At 65.6% G+C, this 17,738-nt stretch carries 13 protein-coding genes and 1 pseudogene; 8 read left to right on the plus strand and 6 right to left on the minus strand.

Annotated elements, in window-relative coordinates; genetic code table 11:
* Positions 1-287: 287 nt before the first annotated feature.
* Both GJ698_RS04135 and GJ698_RS04140 read left to right on the plus strand, forming a co-directional pair.
* Complete coding sequence (locus tag GJ698_RS04135) at positions 288-1,295, plus strand: adenosine deaminase (RefSeq protein WP_154356284.1); 1,008 nt, start codon at positions 288-290, stop codon at positions 1,293-1,295.
* A gap of 138 nt (positions 1,296-1,433) precedes the next feature.
* Positions 1,434-3,971: an ABC transporter permease gene (locus GJ698_RS04140; protein WP_154356285.1), complete on the plus strand. Its 2,538-nt coding sequence runs from the start codon at positions 1,434-1,436 to the stop codon at positions 3,969-3,971.
* Here GJ698_RS04140 and GJ698_RS04145 read toward each other — a convergent pair.
* Positions 3,968-4,975: a response regulator gene (locus GJ698_RS04145; protein ID WP_154356286.1), complete on the minus strand. Its 1,008-nt coding sequence runs from the start codon at positions 4,973-4,975 to the stop codon at positions 3,968-3,970. The genes GJ698_RS04140 and GJ698_RS04145 overlap by 4 nt on opposite strands.
* A 3-nt stretch (positions 4,976-4,978) precedes the next feature.
* Positions 4,979-6,265, minus strand: a complete 1,287-nt coding sequence (locus GJ698_RS04150) for a sensor histidine kinase (RefSeq protein ID WP_154356287.1) — start codon at positions 6,263-6,265, stop codon at positions 4,979-4,981.
* Positions 6,266-6,437: 172 nt separating this feature from the next.
* On the opposite strand from GJ698_RS04150, the pseudogene cqsA reads away from it, so the two are divergent.
* The 6 genes and pseudogenes from cqsA (at position 6,438) to GJ698_RS04180 (ending at position 13,328) form a co-directional block, all read left to right on the plus strand.
* A pseudogene (gene cqsA / locus GJ698_RS04155) lies at positions 6,438-7,670 on the plus strand (alpha-hydroxyketone-type quorum-sensing autoinducer synthase).
* Between the two features lie 14 nt (positions 7,671-7,684).
* Complete coding sequence (locus GJ698_RS04160) at positions 7,685-8,077, plus strand: group II truncated hemoglobin (protein WP_154356288.1); 393 nt, start codon at positions 7,685-7,687, stop codon at positions 8,075-8,077.
* 4 nt (positions 8,078-8,081) lie between these two features.
* Entirely contained in the window at positions 8,082-9,359 is a 1,278-nt protein-coding gene (locus GJ698_RS04165) for a DNA recombination protein RmuC (RefSeq protein ID WP_154356289.1), read from the plus strand.
* A gap of 13 nt (positions 9,360-9,372) precedes the next feature.
* Positions 9,373-11,322, plus strand: a complete 1,950-nt coding sequence (locus GJ698_RS04170) for an acyl CoA:acetate/3-ketoacid CoA transferase (protein ID WP_154356290.1) — start codon at positions 9,373-9,375, stop codon at positions 11,320-11,322.
* Between the two features lie 66 nt (positions 11,323-11,388).
* Positions 11,389-12,168 carry a DeoR/GlpR family DNA-binding transcription regulator gene (locus GJ698_RS04175; protein WP_154356291.1) on the plus strand — a complete coding sequence of 260 codons (780 nt, stop codon included), beginning with the start codon at positions 11,389-11,391 and terminating at the stop codon, positions 12,166-12,168.
* Between the two features lie 5 nt (positions 12,169-12,173).
* Complete coding sequence (locus tag GJ698_RS04180; RefSeq protein ID WP_229259815.1) at positions 12,174-13,328, plus strand: MFS transporter; 1,155 nt, start codon at positions 12,174-12,176, stop codon at positions 13,326-13,328.
* On the opposite strand, the gene GJ698_RS04185 is transcribed toward GJ698_RS04180, so the two are convergent.
* Genes GJ698_RS04185 through moaA form a run of 4 tightly spaced genes read right to left on the minus strand, consistent with a single transcriptional unit; the run spans position 13,279 to position 17,736 of the window.
* Positions 13,279-14,076 carry an ABC transporter permease gene (locus GJ698_RS04185; protein WP_154356396.1) on the minus strand — a complete coding sequence of 266 codons (798 nt, stop codon included), beginning with the start codon at positions 14,074-14,076 and terminating at the stop codon, positions 13,279-13,281. The genes GJ698_RS04180 and GJ698_RS04185 overlap by 50 nt on opposite strands.
* Positions 14,077-14,081: 5 nt before the next feature.
* A complete protein-coding gene (locus tag GJ698_RS04190) occupies positions 14,082-14,714 on the minus strand; it encodes an ABC transporter ATP-binding protein (RefSeq protein ID WP_154356293.1) in 633 nt (210 codons plus the stop codon).
* Positions 14,715-14,719: 5 nt separating this feature from the next.
* On the minus strand, positions 14,720-16,624 hold the full coding sequence (gene moeA, locus GJ698_RS04195) for a molybdopterin molybdotransferase MoeA (RefSeq protein WP_154356294.1): 1,905 nt from the start codon (positions 16,622-16,624) through the stop codon (positions 14,720-14,722).
* Positions 16,625-16,626: 2 nt separating this feature from the next.
* Positions 16,627-17,736, minus strand: coding sequence for a GTP 3',8-cyclase MoaA (gene moaA, locus GJ698_RS04200; protein WP_154356295.1), 1,110 nt, complete (start codon positions 17,734-17,736; stop codon positions 16,627-16,629).
* Positions 17,737-17,738 lie beyond the last annotated feature (2 nt).

Consider the following 17,738-nt stretch of genomic DNA (forward strand, 5'->3'; position numbering starts at 1 on the left):
ATGGCCGGATGGCGGCTTTTATGTGTTGGTCGTAATGCTTCTTACGTCTATGAAATTGATTATTGCGCTATTGGTGCAGGAAGTCAAAAGGTATGTCGTAATATCGTTAATACCCTTTTGTAAGGCCATGATTTAAAAAAGAAATATCGAATTAATCACGCACTTTTGATGGTGTTTTTTCGTCCTTTAACGTCACAGTATCACGCCTTTGAAAGATGTGCTGACGTAGTGTGGCCGCATGCGATAAGATGACCCGATCAAGCAACCAGGTAACAGGAATAAATCAAATGTTGAACGAACAATTGCGCCGCGTTTTGCAGCAGATGCCGAAAGCGGAGCTGCACATCCACATCGAAGGCTCGCTGGAGCCGGAGCTGATCTTCGCGCTGGCCGAACGCAACGGCGTCAAGCTGGCGTATGCGTCGGTGGAAGAATTGCGCGCGGCGTATGCCTTCACCGATCTGCAATCCTTCCTCGACATCTACTACGCTGGCGCCAGCGTGCTGTTGCAGGAACAGGATTTCTACGACATGACGGCGGCGTATCTCAAGCGTGCCGAAGAAGACAATGTGCGCCACACCGAAATATTTTTTGATCCGCAAACGCATACCGCGCGCGGCGTCGACATCAAGGTGGTGATCGACGGCATCTACCGCGCCTGCCAGGACAGCCCGGTCAGCGCCACGCTGATACTGTGCTTCCTGCGCCACCTGTCGGAAGAGGATGCGATTGCCACGCTGGAAGCAGCGTTGCCGTATCGCGATAAATTCATTGGCGTGGGCCTGGATTCGTCCGAGGTGGGCAATCCGCCGGAGAAATTTGCGCGGGTGTTTGCGCGTAGCCGGGAGCTGGGGCTGCACCTGGTGGCGCATGCGGGCGAGGAAGGTCCGCCGGCGTACATCTACACCGCGCTGGATACGCTGAAGGTCGAGCGTATCGATCATGGCGTGCGCTGCCTGGAGGACAAGGCGCTGACTGAGCGTCTGGCCAAAGAGCAGATGGCGTTGACGGTGTGCCCGCTGTCCAACATCAAGCTGTGCGTGTTCGACAAGATGGAGCAGCACAATATTCTGGAGTTGCTGGATGCGGGGATTGTGGCGACGGTCAATTCGGATGACCCGGCGTACTTTGGCGGCTACATGAACGATAATTTCATTGCGACGTTTGAGGCCTTGCCGTTGGGCTTGTCGCATGCGCACCGCTTGGCGCGTAATGGCTTCTCGGCGGCATTCCTGCCTAAAGAGCAGAAACAAAAATTCCTGGACGAAGTCGACGCTTTCTTCGCCGAGCAATAAAACCCAGAGGCTGGGGTCTGACCCCGTACGGGGTCAGACCCCTTGTCCCTGGTGTGCGGGGCTAAACGGTTTCCGCGTGCGTTGAAGAGCGGTATCCATCTGCGCCTTTGGGGTGCGGGTTTCCAACCCAAGATCATTATGCTTAAACTTGCCCTGAAAATGACCGCCCGCGACTGGCGCGCCGGCCAGCTCCGCTTCCTGCTGATCGCACTCACCGTCGCGGTGGCGGCCTTATCCGCCACCGGTTTCTTCATCGACCGCCTGCGCAGCGGCTTGGACCGCGACGCCCACCAACTGCTCGGCGCCGACGTCGTCATCAGCGCCGACCTCCCGGTCCGCCCCGCATGGCGCGCGGAGGCCATCACCCGCGGCCTGACCGTCACCGATACCGTCACCTTCCCCAGCATGGCGCAAGCCGGCGAGGGCGACGACTCCACCTCCATGCTGTCGGCCCTGAAAGCCGTCGGCCCCGGCTACCCCCTGCGCGGCAAAGTCAAGATCACCACCGACGCCGCCCAGGCCGAACAAAGCATCGGCGCCGCCGCCACGACCGTTCCGGCCCACGGCACCGTCTGGATCGAACCCGGCCTGCTGGGCAGCCTGAAAACCAGCATCGGCCAGCAACTCAAGCTGGGCGACAAGACCTTCACCGTTACCCAGTTGATCGCCGCCGAACCGGACCGCGGCGCCAACTTCCTGGCCTTCGCGCCGCGCGTGATGTTCGCCTTGCAGGATCTGGAGGCGACCAACCTGATCCAGCCCGGCTCGCGCGTCAACTACCGCCTGCTGATCGGCGCACCGCCAACGCTGAACAACGGCGCCGCCGTCGCCAAGGCCTACCAGGACTGGCTGCAAGCACAAATCAAGACCAACAACATCAAGGGCGTGCGCGTCGAATCGCTGGAAAACGGCCGTCCTGAAATGCAAACCACGCTGGAACGCGCGGACCGTTTCCTGTCGCTGGTCGGCCTGCTGTCGGCGATGCTGGCGGCGGTGGCCGTGGCGATGGCGGCGCGCCGCTTCATGCAGCGCCACCTCGACGCCTGCGCCATGCTGCGCTGCCTGGGCCTGACGCAGAACCAGGTCACGCTGATGTACCTGATCGAATTCCTGCTGGTCGGCCTGCTGGGCAGCGCCATGGGCGTGGCGGTCGGTTTCGGCGGCCATTATGTGCTGCTGGAGGTGCTTGGCTCGCTGGTGTCGGCCGAACTGCCGGCGCCGACCATCTACCCGGCGCTGCAAGGCATGGCGATCGGCATCCTGCTGCTGGCCGCCTTCGCGCTGCCGCCTATCCTGCAACTGCGAAAAGTGCCGCACAACCGCGTGATCCGCCGCGAACAGGACGCGCCGCAAGTCGGCGCATTGGCCACTTACGGCTTCGGCATGCTGGGCTTTGTCGCGCTGCTGCTGTGGCAGGCGGGCGATGCGGCCATGGCGCTGTACACGGCGCTCGGCTTCCTCGGTGCGTTCGCGGTGTTCGCGCTGGTCGCCTGGCTGGGATTGCGTTCGCTGCGCTCGCTGCGCGGCGCGGTCGATCATCAAAGCTGGCGTTTCGCCGTCACCTCGCTGCAGCGCCGTCCCGGCGCCACCATCGTGCAGGTGGTGTCGCTGGCGCTGGGCATGATGGCGCTGCTGGTGCTGACCGTGGTGCGCGGCGACCTGATGACGGCCTGGCGCAACGCCACGCCGCCGGACGCGCCGAACCGCTTCATCATCAACATCCAGCCGGAGCAGCAGCAGGAGATCGCCAGGCGCCTGCAGGCGGCCGGCGTGAATTACGCGCCGCAGTATCCGATGATACGCGGCCGCCTGACCGCCGTGAACGGCAAGCCGGTCACCGCCGAGACCTACACCGAAGACCGCGCCAAAGGCCTGGCCGACCGCGAATTCAACCTGTCCACCATGGCCCAGATGCAGGCCGAGAACAAGATCAGCGCCGGCAAATGGTTCGAGGACAAGCCAGGCCAGGCCGAAGCTTCGGTGGAAGAGGGCATCGCCAAGACGCTGCGCTGGAAGCTGGGCGACAAGCTGCGCTTCGACATCGCCGGCGCGCCGGTGGACGTGACCATCACCAGCCTACGCAAGCTGGATTGGGGTTCGATGCGCGTCAACTTCTTCGTCATCATCAACCCGGCGGCGATGACGGAGATCTCGCAAAGCTGGATCACCGCCTTCCACCTGCCGCAAGGCGAGGGCGCGGTGATGAATGCGCTGACGCGTGATTTCCCCAACCTGACCATCGTCGACATCGGCGGCATCCTGCGCCAGGTGCAGGCAGTGCTGGACCAGGTGGTGACCGCCGTCGAATTCCTGTTCATCTTCACGCTGGCGTCCGGCGTGCTGGTGCTGTATGCGGCGCTGATGGGTTCCCAGGACGAGCGCACGCGCGAGGCGGGCCTGCTGCGCGCGCTGGGTGCGACCCGCAAGCAGCTGTCGCAGGCGCAGATGATCGAGTTCACGCTGGTGGGCGCCTTGTCCGGCGTGCTGGCGGCGACCGGCGCGGCCACCATGGGCTGGGCGCTGGCCACTTACCAGTTCAAGTTCGCGTGGAGCTTCAGTCCCGTGGTGTGGCTGGTCGGCCTGTTGGCGGGCGCGCTGTGCGCCATCGCCGGCGGCTGGCTGGGCCTGCGCAACGTGCTGCGCCAGCCGCCGTTGCAAACGCTGCGCGAAGCCTAAGCTGCGATGGTTTGCGGCTGCAGCGTCTGCAGGAACTGCCCGTAGGTAACGGGCCGCTGGTCGAAGTAATGGCCGGGCAGGTCGAACAGCGCCCAGTAGTAGTTCTCCTTGCCCTGGCAGATGCGCGGCGCGGCGCTGTAGCGGTGCCAGTTCTCGCTCATGCGGCTGGTGTACATGCCGTCGCCGAATGGATCGCTGAAGAAGGTCAGCACGCGCCGCTCCAGCAGCGCGTGCAGCAGCGAGCGCGGAGCGTCGCTGTCGCGCGCCACTTCGTACTGGGCGTACATGCCTTGCTCGGTCTCCACCATCATCAGCGTCGCCTTGCCGTGCTGGTCGAGGAACAGGATGCCGGTCGGATTCGGGAAGATGTAATGCTCGACGAAGCCCAGCGTGCGCTTCAGCTCCCGCACCACTTCCGTGAACGCCGGATCGGTCAGGAAGCGGTAATCGTGCAGCGCCACCATCTCGCGCAGCGTGTCGGAGCGGTGGTCGAAGTAGTTCTCCTGCAGCGTGGCGATTTCCATTTCCAGGATGTCCAGCGCGTGGTCGTCGCTCTTCTTGATGTAGCGGTCGATCAGGCCGCGGTTGAAGGCGCTGACGGCGACCTTTTCATCGGCCGCGCCGGTGAACAGAATCTTCTTGCACGGCAGGTGCGCCACCTGCTCGCAGAATTCCAGCCCGTTCATCTGCGGCATCGAATAATCCACCACCAGCACCGACGGCACGGCAAAGCGCTCGCCCTGTTCGGCGATGCGGTAGATGCGCTCCAGGTCCAGCGCCACGTTGCACTGGTCGGCCGGCAGGTTCTGCATGTCGAAGTTGACGTGCAGCGGCACCGTGCTGTCCGGCGCGCTGGCGCGCAGCCATTGCAGCGCTTCGCTGGTGTCGTGGAAGGTTTTGTTGGCCAGCATGGGATCGAGCTGGAACGACAGGCTGCGCAGGAACGAGTCGCTGTCGTCGATCAGGATGGTCAGTGTGGGATGGGCATAAACGGGCAGATGCATGTTTCACCTCGCGATGGCTAGCGATTGGGGGAACTCCAGGACAAACACGGCGTAGGCGCTCTCGCGCGAGACGCAACGGATTTTCGCCGCCCAGGCCTCCATGATTTCCTGGCACAGCGCCAGCCCGATGCCGGCGCCGTTGTGCGGCGGGTGCGAATAAAAACGGCGGAAGATCAGCGGCATCTGCTGTGTCGGGATGCCGCAGCCGGTGTCGATGAACAGCAGGCGCGGCGGCTGGTGCGCGCCGTCGATGATGATGCGCACGCGCCCCTTGCCGGCGCGCTGCACCGCGCGCAGCGCATTGCGCAGCAGGTTGAGCAGCACCACCACCGCCAGCTCGGTCTGGCCGGCGAACTGGAAGTTGCGGCGCACCTCCAGCTTGACCATCTTCTGCTGCTTGGTGCTGGAGAAGGGATAGCGCCGCAGCACCGCCTCCACCACCGTCTCCATCGACACCGTCTCCACCGGATGCAGCTTTTGCCGCACCGCCGTGGCGCTCAGCAGGAACAGGTCGATCATGTGGTTCATGTGGCGCACCTCGAACTGGATGCGCGCCAGCGCGTCGATGATGGTCAGCCGGTCTTCCGGGCTGTGGGCGTGGCCCTGGGCGTCGGCCATCATGCGCAGCAGGCCGCGCACGTTGGCGTCGACGCTGGTGAGTGGCGTGCGCAGCTCGTGCGCCACGGTGGCCAGGCCGGCGCCCATGCCGGCCAGCTTTTCCTGCGCCAGCACATGGCGGCTGATCTTGGCCACCGACAGCACGGCGATGGTAAACCAGTGGATCGGCACCTGTTGCAGCACCTGCCGGCTGGTCAGCATGTCGCCCGCGCCCAGCGCCGACGCCGCCACGCAGGCCAGCGCGGTGCCGGCCACGTAGGCGCGCAGCGCCAGGCCGGTGTCGAAGTGGAACAGCACCACCAGCCCGATCAGCAGCGACTCGCCCCACACGCCGGACGCGTGGTTCATCAAAAACATGAAGGTGAAGAAGAACGGGAAGATGTAGCCGAGCGCCACCAGCAGGTACAGGTTCAGCATCTGCCGGCTGAACTGGCGCGCGAACAGACCCAGCGCGCAGAGCAGGATGCCGAGCAGGCGCAGCGACAGCGATTCGTACTCCTGCGGGAAAAAGTGCTGCCAGATCACGTAGTACAGCGGCATGCCCACCGTGCCGATGCAGGCGAGCAGCAGCACGCGCACGGTCGCATGGTCTTCGCGGCCGTGATACAGCAGCAGGGACTGCACCAGTCCGTGTTGCCAGCGCTTCCACCGTTCGTGCAGGGTCGGCTTCATGATGACGTTTGACTTTTATCAAGCTGCCATCATCACCTTAATTTACAACGGGTTTTTGGGTATCAAAACGGTAATTGATCCGTATCAATCTCTTTGAGTTTTTTTCGCCGCATGGTGGGACTGCGGTTCATAAAAAAACAATCTTTTTTGCTCAAACCCAAGGAGATTCGCCATGACCTACGCATTTGCCAAAAATCAACCTATCGCTCCTCTGCCGGACTTTGTCACGCGGCGCATGGACCAGCATTACATCACGCGCATTGCGCAACTGCTGGGCGGTGAACACCCGCACGCCTGGCAACCGACACCGGCCGGCGCGGTGTTTTTGGCGGGTAACGACTACCTGTGCCTGGCCGGCGAGCCGGCGCTGGTGGGCGCGCAGGTGGCGGCCTTGCAGAACAGCCATGGCGAGCTGCTGATGTCGGCCGTGTATCTTCAGGAGGGCAGCGCGCAGCACCGGCTGGAACGCAAGCTGGCGCAGTTCATGGGCGCCGAGGATGGCGTGCTGGCGCAATCCGGCTGGGCGGCCAACGTCGGGCTGGTGCAGACGCTGGCCGGGCCGGGCATCCCGGTCTACCTCGACATGCAGGCGCATGCTTCGCTGTGGGAGGGCGTGCAGTCGGCCGGCGCGCTGCCGGTGTCCTTCCTGCACAACGACATGGAGCATCTGGAAAAGCAATTGCAGCGCCACGGGCGTGGCCTGATCGTGGTCGATGCGCTGTACAGCACCAACGGCAGCCTGGCGCCGCTGACTGAACTGGTGGACATCGCCGAACGCAGCGGCTGCATGCTGATCGTCGACGAATCGCATTCGCTGGGCACGCACGGCCCGCGCGGCGCCGGGCTGGTGGCGGAACTGGGCCTGAGCGAGCGGGTGCATTTTCGAACGGCGTCGCTGGCCAAGGCGTTTGCCGGACGGGCGGGCTTCATCAGCTGTTCCAGCTATTTCAAGGGCTACTTCCTGTCGGAGTCGCGGCCGGCGATTTTCAGTTCCTGCCTGCTGGGCCATGAACTGGCGTGATTCGACGCCGCCATCGACTTCATCGCCGCCGCCGATGACCGCCGCGCCGCGCTGCACGCCCACGCGCGCGAACTGCGCGACGACCTGAGCGCGCTGGGCTATAACGTCAGCGACGGCAGCGAGCAGATCATCGCGCTGGAACCGGGGCCGGAGCCGAAGACGCTGGCGCTGCGCAAGCTGCTGGAGAGCCACGGCGTGTACGGCGCCATGTTTTGCGCGCCGGCCACGCCGAAGAACCGTTCGCTGGTGCGGCTGACGCTGAATTCCGGGCTGGATCGCGCGCAGCTGGCGCGCATCGTCTCCGCCTGCGACGCGGTGCGCGGCCAGGTCGACCTGGAGAACTGGTCGTCCACGCGCCGCCTGCGCAAGCTGGCGCTGGTATAAGTTATCATGGCGGGATGACTGAAGAATCCCGCACCCTGTATGAAGTAATTGGTGGCGAGCCGACCGTGCGCGACATGGTCGACCGCTTTTATGATCTGATGGAACTCGAACCCGAGTTCCAGCTGCTGCGCTCCGTGCACGGCCCCTCGCTGGAGAACGCGCGTCAGCGCCTGTTCATGTTCCTCAGCGGCTGGATGGGCGGGCCGGACCTGTACCAGGAGGCGCACGGCCATCCGCGCCTGCGCATGCGGCACATGCCGTTCGCCATCGGCACGCAGGAGCGCGACCAGTGGCTGCGCTGCATGGCGTGGGCGATGGAGGACACCGGCATCGATACCGAACTGCGCGTGCGCCTGATGAACTCCTTCTTCCAGACCGCCGACTGGATGCGTAACAAGCCGGATTAATCTCATGACCCAGACCGAGTTCTTCATCCTGCTGGCGGCGCTGGCCGTCGTCATCGCGCTGCAAGTGATGGCGCTGTTGCGCAGCCGTGCCGGCGCCGTGGCGCCGTCCGCCGATCTCGCGGAACGCATCGAGCGTGTCGAACGCGAAGTGCGCATGCAGCTGCAAACCACCGCGCAGACCAGCAACGCCGCCACGGTGCAGCAGTTTGAAGCGATGCGCCGCCAGCTGGAAGCGCAAGGCCTGGTCGGCCGCAACGAGCAGGCGCGCAGCCTGAAGCTGTTTGCCGACAGCATGAACCAGCGCATGGAAGAAATTCGCGGCACGCTGGAACTGAAGATCAAGGATCTGCAGGCCGACAACGGCGCGCGCCTGGAAGAGATGCGCAAGACGGTCGACGAAAAACTGCACGCCACGCTGGAGACGCGCCTGACCGCCTCGTTCCAGCAGGTGTCCGAACGGCTGGAGCGCGTGCACCACGGCCTGGGCGAGATGCAGCAGCTGGCGCTGGGCGTCGGCGACTTGAAGCGCGTGCTGACCAACGTGAAAACGCGCGGCACCTGGGGCGAGGTGCAGCTGGAAATGCTGCTGGAGCAGGTGTTGACGCCGGACCAGTATGCGAAGAATGTCGAAACCATCCTCGGCAGCGGCGCGCGCGTGGAATTCGCGCTGAAGCTGCCGGGGCAGGGCGACAACGGCACGCAGGTCTGGATGCCGATCGACGCCAAGTTTCCGAAAGAGCAATACGAACGCCTGCTGGAAGCGGCCGATAATGCCGATGCCGAAGGCGTGACGCTGGCCGGCCGCGAGCTGGAACGCGCGGTGCGCCTCGAAGCCAGGACCATCTCCGAGAAATACGTCTCGCCGCCGCACACCACCGACTTCGCCATCCTGTTCCTGCCGACCGAAGGTCTGTACGCCGAAGTGATGCGCCGTCCCGGCCTGGCCGACGAGCTGCAACGCGTGCACCGCATCAGCATCGCCGGCCCGTCGACGCTGACGGCGCTGCTCAACAGCCTGCAAATGGGCTTCCGCACGCTGGCGCTGGAAAAACGCTCGTCGGAAGTGTGGCAGGTGCTGGGCGCGGTGAAGACCGAGTTCTCCAAATTCGGCGACGTGCTGGCCGCGACCAAGCTAACATTGGAACGCGCCGCCAAAAATATCGAATCGGCCGAAACGCGCAGCCGCGTCATGGCGCGCAAGCTCAAGACCGTGGAAGCCTTGCCCAGCGAGCAGGCGCAATTGCTGATGGGCGCGGATTTGGACAGGAACGATCCGGATTAAAGAAGGAGCCGCCATGCCAGCTCGCACGCTTGATTTTTCCTCGCTCGGCATGCCGGCCGTGCAACGCAACAAGGTGGTGAGCGCGGCCGACGCGGTCAGCCTGATACGCGACGGCGACACCATCGCCACCGGCGGTTTTGTTGGCGTCGGCTTCGCGGAAAACATCGCGGTGGCGCTGGAGCGGCGCTTCCTGGCCGACGCCGCGCCGCGCGACCTGACGCTGCTCTATGCCGCCGGACAGGGCGACGGCAAGGATCGCGGCCTGAATCACTTCGGCCATGAAGGGCTGCTGAAGCGCATCGTCGGCGGCCACTGGAGCCTGGTGCCCAAGCTGCAGCAGTTGGCGATGCAGGGCAAGGTGGAAGCCTACAACCTGCCGCAAGGCGTCATCAGCCAGCTGTTCCGCGACACCGCCGCCGGCAAGCCTGGCCTGTTGACGCACGTCGGCCTCGGCACCTTTGTCGACCCGCGCCACGGCGGCGGCAAGATCAACGCGCGCACCACCGAGGAACTGGTGGAAGTGGTCACGCTGGGCGGCAAGGAACACCTGTTCTACAAGGCGCAGCCGGTGCACGTGGGGATCATACGCGGCACCACGGCCGACGCCAACGGCAACATCACCATGGAACGCGAGGCGCTGACGCTGGAAGCGCTGGCGATCGCCATGGCCGCGCACAACTCCGGCGGCATCGTCATCGTGCAGGTGGAGCGCATCGCCGAGCGCGGCACGCTCAATCCGCGCCAGGTCAAGATTCCCGGCATCCTGGTCGACTGCGTGGTGGTAGCGGAAAAACCCGAGTACCACATGCAGACCTTCGCCGAACCATATAGCGCGGCGTTTGCCGGCGAACTGCGCATGCCGCTGTCGGCGGTGGCGCCAATGCCGCTGTCGGAGCGCAAGGTGATCGCGCGCCGCGCGCTGATGGAGCTGCGGCCGAACAACGTGGTCAATCTCGGCATCGGCATGCCGGAAGGCGTGGCGGCGGTGGCGGCGGAGGAAAAGCTGCTTGATCTCGTCACGCTGACGGCGGAGCCGGGCGTCATCGGCGGCATGCCGGCGGCGGGCCTGAACTTCGGCGCCGCCACCAATGCGGACGCGATCATCGACCAGCCTTACCAGTTCGATTTCTACGACGGCGGCGGACTGGATGTGGCGATCCTCGGGCTGGCGCAGGCGGACCGGCACGGCAACCTGAACGTCAGCAAATTCGGCAGCAAGCTGGCTGGCGCGGGCGGCTTCATCAACATCAGCCAGAACGCGCGCAAGGTGGTGTTTGTCGGCACCTTCATGGCCGACAAGGGCGCGACACGGAAGTTCATCAACGAAGTCGAGCACCGCACCTACAGCGGCGAGTACGCCGCGCGGCGCGGGCAGGAGGCGCTGTTCGTCACCGAGCGCTGCGTGTTCCGGCTGGTGCTGGACGGCGGCATGTCCGGTCTGGAGCTGGTGGAAATCGCGCCGGGCATCGACGCCGAGCGCGACATCTTCGCCCACATGGATTTCCGGCCGCTGGTCAGCCCGCAACTGAAGCTGATGGATGCGCGCCTGTTCGCGCCGCTGGCGATGAACTGGCGCGCCGATTTCCTGGCGCTGCCGCTGGCGCAGCGGCTGGTCTATGACGCGCAGCAGGAACTGTTCTTCGTCAATTTCGAAGGTTTCGAAGTGGGCGACGCGGCCACCATTGCCGCCATCTGCGCCATGGTGGCGGAGTTGCTTGGCCCGCTCGGCCGCAAGGTGCCGGCGGTGATCAACTACGACAATTTCTCCATCGCGCCGGACCTGATGGACGACTACGTGGCGGCGGTGAACGATCTGGCGGAGCGCTACTACAGCAAGGTGACGCGCTACGCCCACAGCACCTTCATGCGCGCCAGCCTGGGAAGGGCATTCCGCCGCATCGAGAAGGATGCCGCCGTGTTCGCCAATTCCGCCGAGGCACTGCTGCGGTTGCGGGAGCCTTGATCCTCATTTGTGCGTATTTGTGCGTGTTTGTTTACATTTTGGCCGTAGCCATGTACACTTTCGTACATGAAAAAAGAACCTCTCCTGCTGCCCGAGCGGCACGCATTGATATTGCAACAACTGAACACCGAGGGCCGGGTGCTGGCCGCCGTGCTGGCGCGCGAACTGGACGTGACCGAAGACACCATTCGTCGCGACCTGCGCGACCTGGCTGCCGCCGGCTTGTGCCAGAAGGTCTATGGCGGCGCGGTGCGCATGCCGGCCGCGCCGGAAGGCGGCACGCTGACCCAGCGCATGGAGCGCCAGCAGTCCGATAAATCGCGCCTGGCCGCTGCCGCCGCCACGCTGATCCAGCCGGGCGCCGTGATCTTCATCGACGCCGGTTCCAGCAACCTGGCCATCGCCGAAGCGCTGCCGCCGGTGACGCTGACGGTGCTGACCAACGCGCCATCGATCGCCGCGCGTCTGCTGGACAAACCGAACGTCGACCTGATCATGATCGGTGGCCGCATCAAGCAAAGCCTGGGCGGCAGCGTGGGTGCGACCGCGCTGCGCGAGGTGGAGCTGATTCACCCGGACCTGTACTTCATCGGCGCCTGCGGCGTCGACCTCGACGCCGGCGTCACCGCTGTCGATTACGAAGAAGCCGAATTCAAACGCCGACTGGCCGCGCAAAGCAAGGCCACCGCCGTTGTCGCCACCGGCGCCAAGCTGGGCGCCGTGGCTTCCTACCGCGTGCTGCCGCTGTCCCAACTGACCCACCTGATCGTCGAAGCGGATGCGGCCGAGGCGCTGGCCGCCGACTACGCCGCCGCCGGCGTCAACCTGCTGCGCGCTGGCGCATGAATCCCATGAAAACCACTGATCTGAAGCACCGCGTTTCGACGCGCCTGGCATTCCTCGCGGCCGGCATGGCCATGTCTTCGTGGGCGCCGCTGGTGCCGTATGCGCAGGCGCGCACCGGCGTGGAGGCCGCGCAACTGGGCCTGCTGCTGCTGTGCCTTGGCATCGGCTCGCTGCTGGCGATGCCGGTGACCGGCGTGCTGGCGGCGCGCTTCGGCTGCCGCCGCGTGATCCTCTGCTCCGGACTTGGCTGCTGCCTGGTGTTCCCGTTTCTCGCCATTGCACCAAGCGCGCCCTTGCTGGCATTGACGTTGTTCCTGTTCGGCGCCACCATCGGCACGCTGGATGTGTCGATGAATGTGCAAGCGGTGATCGTCGAGAAGGATTACGGCGGTGCGCTGATGTCCGGCTTCCACGGTATGTTCAGCGTGGGCGGCATCGCCGGCGCCGGTTCGATGAGCGCCATGCTGTGGCTGGGCATGGACATTGTCAGCGCCTCGGTGGCGATGACGCTTGCGGTGGCGCTGGTGCTGTTGGCCGCCGGCCCGAACCTGCTGCGCGAAGCGCCGGCGGCGGAGCGCGACGCGCCATTGCTGGTGATGCCGCGTGGCGCCGTGGTGCTGATCGGCGTGCTGTGCATGTTCGTGTTCCTGGCCGAAGGCGCGGTGCTCGACTGGAGCGCGGTACTGCTGACCCACGGCGGCCTGAGCGGCGCACAGGGCGGCCTTGGTTACGCGGCGTTTGCGGTGGCGATGACCATCGGCCGCTTGAACGGCGACAAGATCGTGCAGCGCTGGGGCGGCAAACGCATCCTGATGCTGGGTGGGCTGGCGTCGGCGGCAGGCTTCTTCATCGTGGTGCTGGCGCCGTCGGCGTGGCTGGCGCTGCCGGGCTTTGTGCTGATCGGCTGCGGCGCGTCGAACATCGTGCCGGTGCTGTTCACGGCTGCCGGCGCCCAGCGGGACATGCCGGCCGGGCTGGCGGTCAGCGCCATCTCGACCATCGGCTATGCGGGCATTCTGGCGGGGCCGGGACTGATCGGCTTCGTGGCGCACGCCGTGGGTTTGCAGTGGGCCTTTGCGGCGCTGGCGTGCGGCATGCTGGCGGTGGCGTTCAGCGGCTCGTCAAGCGTTCCAGCCGCAGGCGGTGACGTTCGTCCGTGATGCTGCGCGCGGCCAGGTAGACGGCCAGCGTGACCGAGATGCCGCTGCCGCCGGCCAGCAGGAACATCAGCAGGATCTGGTAGCGCACCGCGTCCATCGGGTCCATGCCGGCGAGGATCTGGCCGGTCATGATGCCGGGCAGGGTGATGATGCCGGCCGCCGACATCTGGTTGATGATCGGAATCAGGCCCTTGCGCACCGATTCGCGGATCAACGGCGCCAGCGCCTCGTTGCGGGTGGCGCCCAGCACCAGCTGCGCTTCGATGGCGGCGCGGGAGTTGACCACGCCGCCGTAGAAGGTGTCCAGTCCCAGGCTGGCGGAGTTCAGCACGTTCCCCAGCACGATGCCGATCAGCGGCACCGCGTACTGCGGCTCGTACCACGGCGTTGGATGCAGCACCGTCAGCAGCGCCAGCACCACGGTGGCGATGCTGGACAGGCCGACGCTGACGGTGGCCAGCCACACGCCGGGCCAGCCCATCAAGCCGTGTGAAGGCCGCATCGCCACTTCGCGCGCGGCGGCGATAATCATCAGCAGGGCTACCGCCAGCGTGGCGGCGGGCGAGGCCAGCGCGAACACCCAGCGCAGCACCAGGCCGACCAGCAGCAGCTGCACCACCATGCGCACGGCGGACCACAGCATCATGCGCTGCATGCGCAAGCCCAGATAGGCCGAGATGCCGGCGTTCAGCACCACCAGCGAGGAAGCGATGGCCAGGTCGATGGCGCCCGGCTGTATCGGCATCATGCCGCTCATGGCGTATCCTCGTGCAGCTGGCGCTCGCGCATGGTCATGTGACGGTGGCCCAGCGTTTGCGCCTGCTGCGCCGAGTGGGTGACCAGGATGACGGACAGGCCGCTGGCCACCTCCTTGCGCAGCAGCGTTTCGGTGGCGGCGACGGCTTCCGGGTCCAGCGCGGCGGTGGGTTCGTCGAGCAGCAGCACCTTGGGATTGCAGGCCAGCGAACGTATCAGCGCCATGCGCTGGCGTTCGCCGGTGGAGAGGCGGCTAACCTCATGTTCCAGCAAGGCCGGCGACAGGTTCAGTTGCGGCAGCAGTTCCTGCATGCGCGGGATCTGGCCCGGCTTGAAATGCGCGCCGGCGGTGGGCAGCCACCATGCCGGTTCGGCCGGCTGGTACACCACCTGCGAACGCCACACGGGCGCGCCGATGCCGGAGCGTGGAGCGCCGTCCAGCAGGATCTCGCCGGTGTTGGGATCGAGGTCGCACAGCATGCGCAGCAGCAGGCTTTTGCCGGCGCCGGAAGGACCGGCGATGCTGATGCATTCGCCGGCCGCCAGGTCGAATGTGTACGGGCCGGCGATCGGCGATTGCAGGTTGCGGACTTGGAGGCGCGGAGCTGGCGATTGGGCTGGCGTCTGCATGGCGCTCAGGTCAGGCCGTCGAACAGCATCACGTCGACCATCTGGCCGGCGTCGACGTTGGCTTGCGCGTGGTGCAGGACGACGATGCAGTTGGCTTCGGTCATGGAGCTGAGGATGCCCGAGCCTTGCGCGCCGGTCAGGCGCACCTGCGCGACGCCGTCGGCGCCGGTGCTGACGATGCCGCGCTGGTACTCGGTGCGGCCGGGGCGCTTGCGGATGGCTTCCGTGGCGCGCGCCTGGAGCGTTTGCAATTTCGCTTCGGCGCCCATCATCCGCAGCAGGGCGGGGCGGGCGAACATGTAGAACGAGACCATCACCGCGACCGGGTTGCCGGGCAGGCCGAACAGCCATGCGCTGCCTTGCTCCGTCTGGACTTTGCCGAAGGCCAGCGGGCGGCCGGGACGCATGGCCAGCTTCCAGAAGGCGACGTCGCCCAGCAGGGCCATGATGTCGCGCGTGTAGTCGGCGGCGCCTTCGGAGACGCCGCCGGAGGTGATGATGGCGTCGGCCTTGCCGGCGGCGTCGCGCAGCGCGGCTTCCAGCGCTTGCGGGTCGTCGCGCACCACGCCAAGGTCGATCACTTCGCAGCCCAGGCGCGTCAGCATGCCGAACAGGGTGTAGCGGTTGCTGTCGTAGACGCAGCCGGTATCGAGCTTGTCGCCCAGCGAGCGCAGTTCGTCGCCGGTGGAGAAGAAGGCTACGCGCAGCTTGCGGCGCACGCTGACGCTCGGGATGCCCAGCGAGGCGATCAGGCCGAGGTCCGCAGGGCGCAGCAGTTTGCCGGCGGCGATGGCGATGCCGCCGGCTTTCAGGTCTTCGCCGGCGCGGCGCAGGTTGGCGCCGGCGCGCAGGGCGTTGGCGGCGATGGTGACGCTGTCGCCGTCAATCGCGGCGGCCAGTTCCTGCGGCAGCACGCTATCGCAACCGGGCGGGATGGCGGCGCCGGTCATGATGCGGACGCATTCGTTTTGCTGCGGCGCCTGCGTGAACGGATGGCCGGCGTAGGCGATGCCGATCACCTTGAACGTGGCCGTGCCTTGCGCAGGCAGGTCGGCGCCGCGCAGCGCGTAGCCGTCCATGGCCGAGTTGTCGTAGGCGGGGACGTTGATCGGCGAGATGATGTCGGCCGCCAGTGCGCGGTCCAGGGCGGCCAGCAATGGCAAGGTCTCCGTCGCCTCGACCGGTGCGATGCGTTCGCAGATCAGGCGCTGCGCTTCGTCGACCGGCAGCGCGGCCGGATCGGCGTCGCGCGGCGCAACGGCGGCCGGCGCGGCTGGCGGTGGCGCGGTGCGCTCATGGCGGTGGAGGTCTTCGAGCGTGTTGATGTTGCCGAACGCGGCGGCGTCATCGAACATCACCTCCGCCACCTTCAGCGTCTTGAAGAAGCCTTCCATGCGGCGCGCGCCGGTGTCGAGGTAGGCGTCCAGCTGCGGCAGCACGCTGGCCTTCATCAAGCTGAAGACCGGATGCGGCTGGCGGAACGGCGCGGCGTCCGGCTGTTCCGGATCGCGCTCCATGGTCACGGCCATGGCCATGTCGGCGCCCTGGGCCGCCATCGCCGCATGCAGCCGTTCAGCCAGATCCAGCGGAAAGAACGGCGAATCGCACGGCGCCGTCAACAGCAGCTCGGTCGGGCAGAACTGCAAGCCGATCTGCAAGCCCGCCAGCGGCCCGGCGAAACCGTCGATAAAGTCCGGCAGCACCGGCGACTCGCCCGCCACCGCCTGGTACTGCGGCAGGTTGCGGTTGGCGTTGATCGCCACGCTGGCCACCTGCGGCGACAGGCGCGCCATCACATGCGCCACCAGCGTCGCGCCGCGAAACGGCTGCAGGCCCTTGTCGACGCGGCCCATGCGCGTGCCGCGGCCGCCCGCCAGTATCAGTCCGGTGACCTTGCTCTTCAAAGACAAAACTATCCCCCGATGTAAGACATTTCCACTTTATTGGCGCTGCGCCGCAGCTCCGCAGTCTGACTGGTGCGCAGTTCCGAATAGCGGTCCTCGCGCTTGCGCCACAGGTGCGCCAGCGCGGTGCTGATTTCGGCGTCGTCGCGGCCTTCGCGCAGCAGCGCGCGCAGGTCGTGGCCGCCGGTGGCAAACAGACAGGTGTACAGTTTACCCTCAGTTGACAGCCGCGCGCGAGTACAGTCCGAGCAAAATGCCTGGGATACACTTGAAATCAGGCCGATTTCGCCGCTGCCGTCCACGTAGCGCCAGCGCGAGGCCGTCTCACCCGTGTAGTTGGCGGCGATGGGCTCCAGCGGCATCTCGGCGCTGATGCGGCGCGCCACCTCGGCCGAGGGAATCACCTCATCCATCTTCCAGCCGTTGGACGCGCCCACGTCCATGTACTCGATGAAGCGCAGGATATAAGGCGTATTGCGGAAATAACGCGCCATCGGCACGATTTCGTGGTCGTTCATGCCGCCCTTGACCACCATGTTGACCTTGATCGGCCCCAGGCCCACCTGGTGGGCGACGTCGATTCCCTTCAGCACATCCTCCACCGCGAAGTCGACGTCGTTCATGCGCTGGAAGGTGGCGTTGTCGAGCGCGTCGAGCGACACGGTGACGCGCTGCAGGCCGGCGTCCTTCAGCGATTGCGCCTTGCGCGCCAGCAGGGAGGCGTTGGTGGTCAGCGTCAGGTCCAGCGGCTTGCCGCTGACGGTTTTCAGCTCGGCCAGCATGCCGATCAGCTTTTCGATATTCTTGCGCAGCAGCGGCTCGCCGCCGGTCAGGCGGATTTTCTCCACGCCGTGGGCGATGAATAATTTGGCGATGCGGGTGATTTCTTCAAACGACAGCAGCGAGGTATGCGGCAAATACTGGTACTCGTTGTTGAACACCGCTTTCGGCATGCAGTAGACGCAGCGGAAGTTGCAGCGGTCGGTGACCGAAATGCGCAGGTCATGCAGCGGCCGCGCCAGGCGGTCGCTCAGCAGACCGGTCGGCGTTTCCAGAGTGGAGGGGATGAATGGAGCAGCATCGCGCTGCTCGGTCATCATGATGATTTTTTCTGCCATGG

Origin of the sequence: Duganella aquatilis (assembly GCF_009674565.1) — a bacterium.
GTDB classification, from domain to species: Bacteria; Pseudomonadota; Gammaproteobacteria; order Burkholderiales; family Burkholderiaceae_D; genus Rugamonas; species Rugamonas aquatilis.

Coding starts and splice junctions, on each gene's coding strand:
- GJ698_RS04135 (WP_154356284.1), top strand. CDS start 288: ATGTTGAACGAACAATTGCGCCGCGTTTTGCAGCAGATGCCGAAAGCG.
- GJ698_RS04140 (WP_154356285.1), top strand. CDS start 1,434: ATGCTTAAACTTGCCCTGAAAATGACCGCCCGCGACTGGCGCGCCGGC.
- GJ698_RS04145 (WP_154356286.1), bottom strand. CDS start 4,975: ATGCATCTGCCCGTTTATGCCCATCCCACACTGACCATCCTGATCGAC.
- GJ698_RS04150 (WP_154356287.1), bottom strand. CDS start 6,265: ATGAAGCCGACCCTGCACGAACGGTGGAAGCGCTGGCAACACGGACTG.
- GJ698_RS04160 (WP_154356288.1), top strand. CDS start 7,685: ATGACTGAAGAATCCCGCACCCTGTATGAAGTAATTGGTGGCGAGCCG.
- GJ698_RS04165 (WP_154356289.1), top strand. CDS start 8,082: ATGACCCAGACCGAGTTCTTCATCCTGCTGGCGGCGCTGGCCGTCGTC.
- GJ698_RS04170 (WP_154356290.1), top strand. CDS start 9,373: ATGCCAGCTCGCACGCTTGATTTTTCCTCGCTCGGCATGCCGGCCGTG.
- GJ698_RS04175 (WP_154356291.1), top strand. CDS start 11,389: ATGAAAAAAGAACCTCTCCTGCTGCCCGAGCGGCACGCATTGATATTG.
- GJ698_RS04180 (WP_229259815.1), top strand. CDS start 12,174: ATGAAAACCACTGATCTGAAGCACCGCGTTTCGACGCGCCTGGCATTC.
- GJ698_RS04185 (WP_154356396.1), bottom strand. CDS start 14,076: ATGATGCCGATACAGCCGGGCGCCATCGACCTGGCCATCGCTTCCTCG.
- GJ698_RS04190 (WP_154356293.1), bottom strand. CDS start 14,714: ATGCAGACGCCAGCCCAATCGCCAGCTCCGCGCCTCCAAGTCCGCAAC.
- moaA (WP_154356295.1), bottom strand. CDS start 17,736: ATGGCAGAAAAAATCATCATGATGACCGAGCAGCGCGATGCTGCTCCA.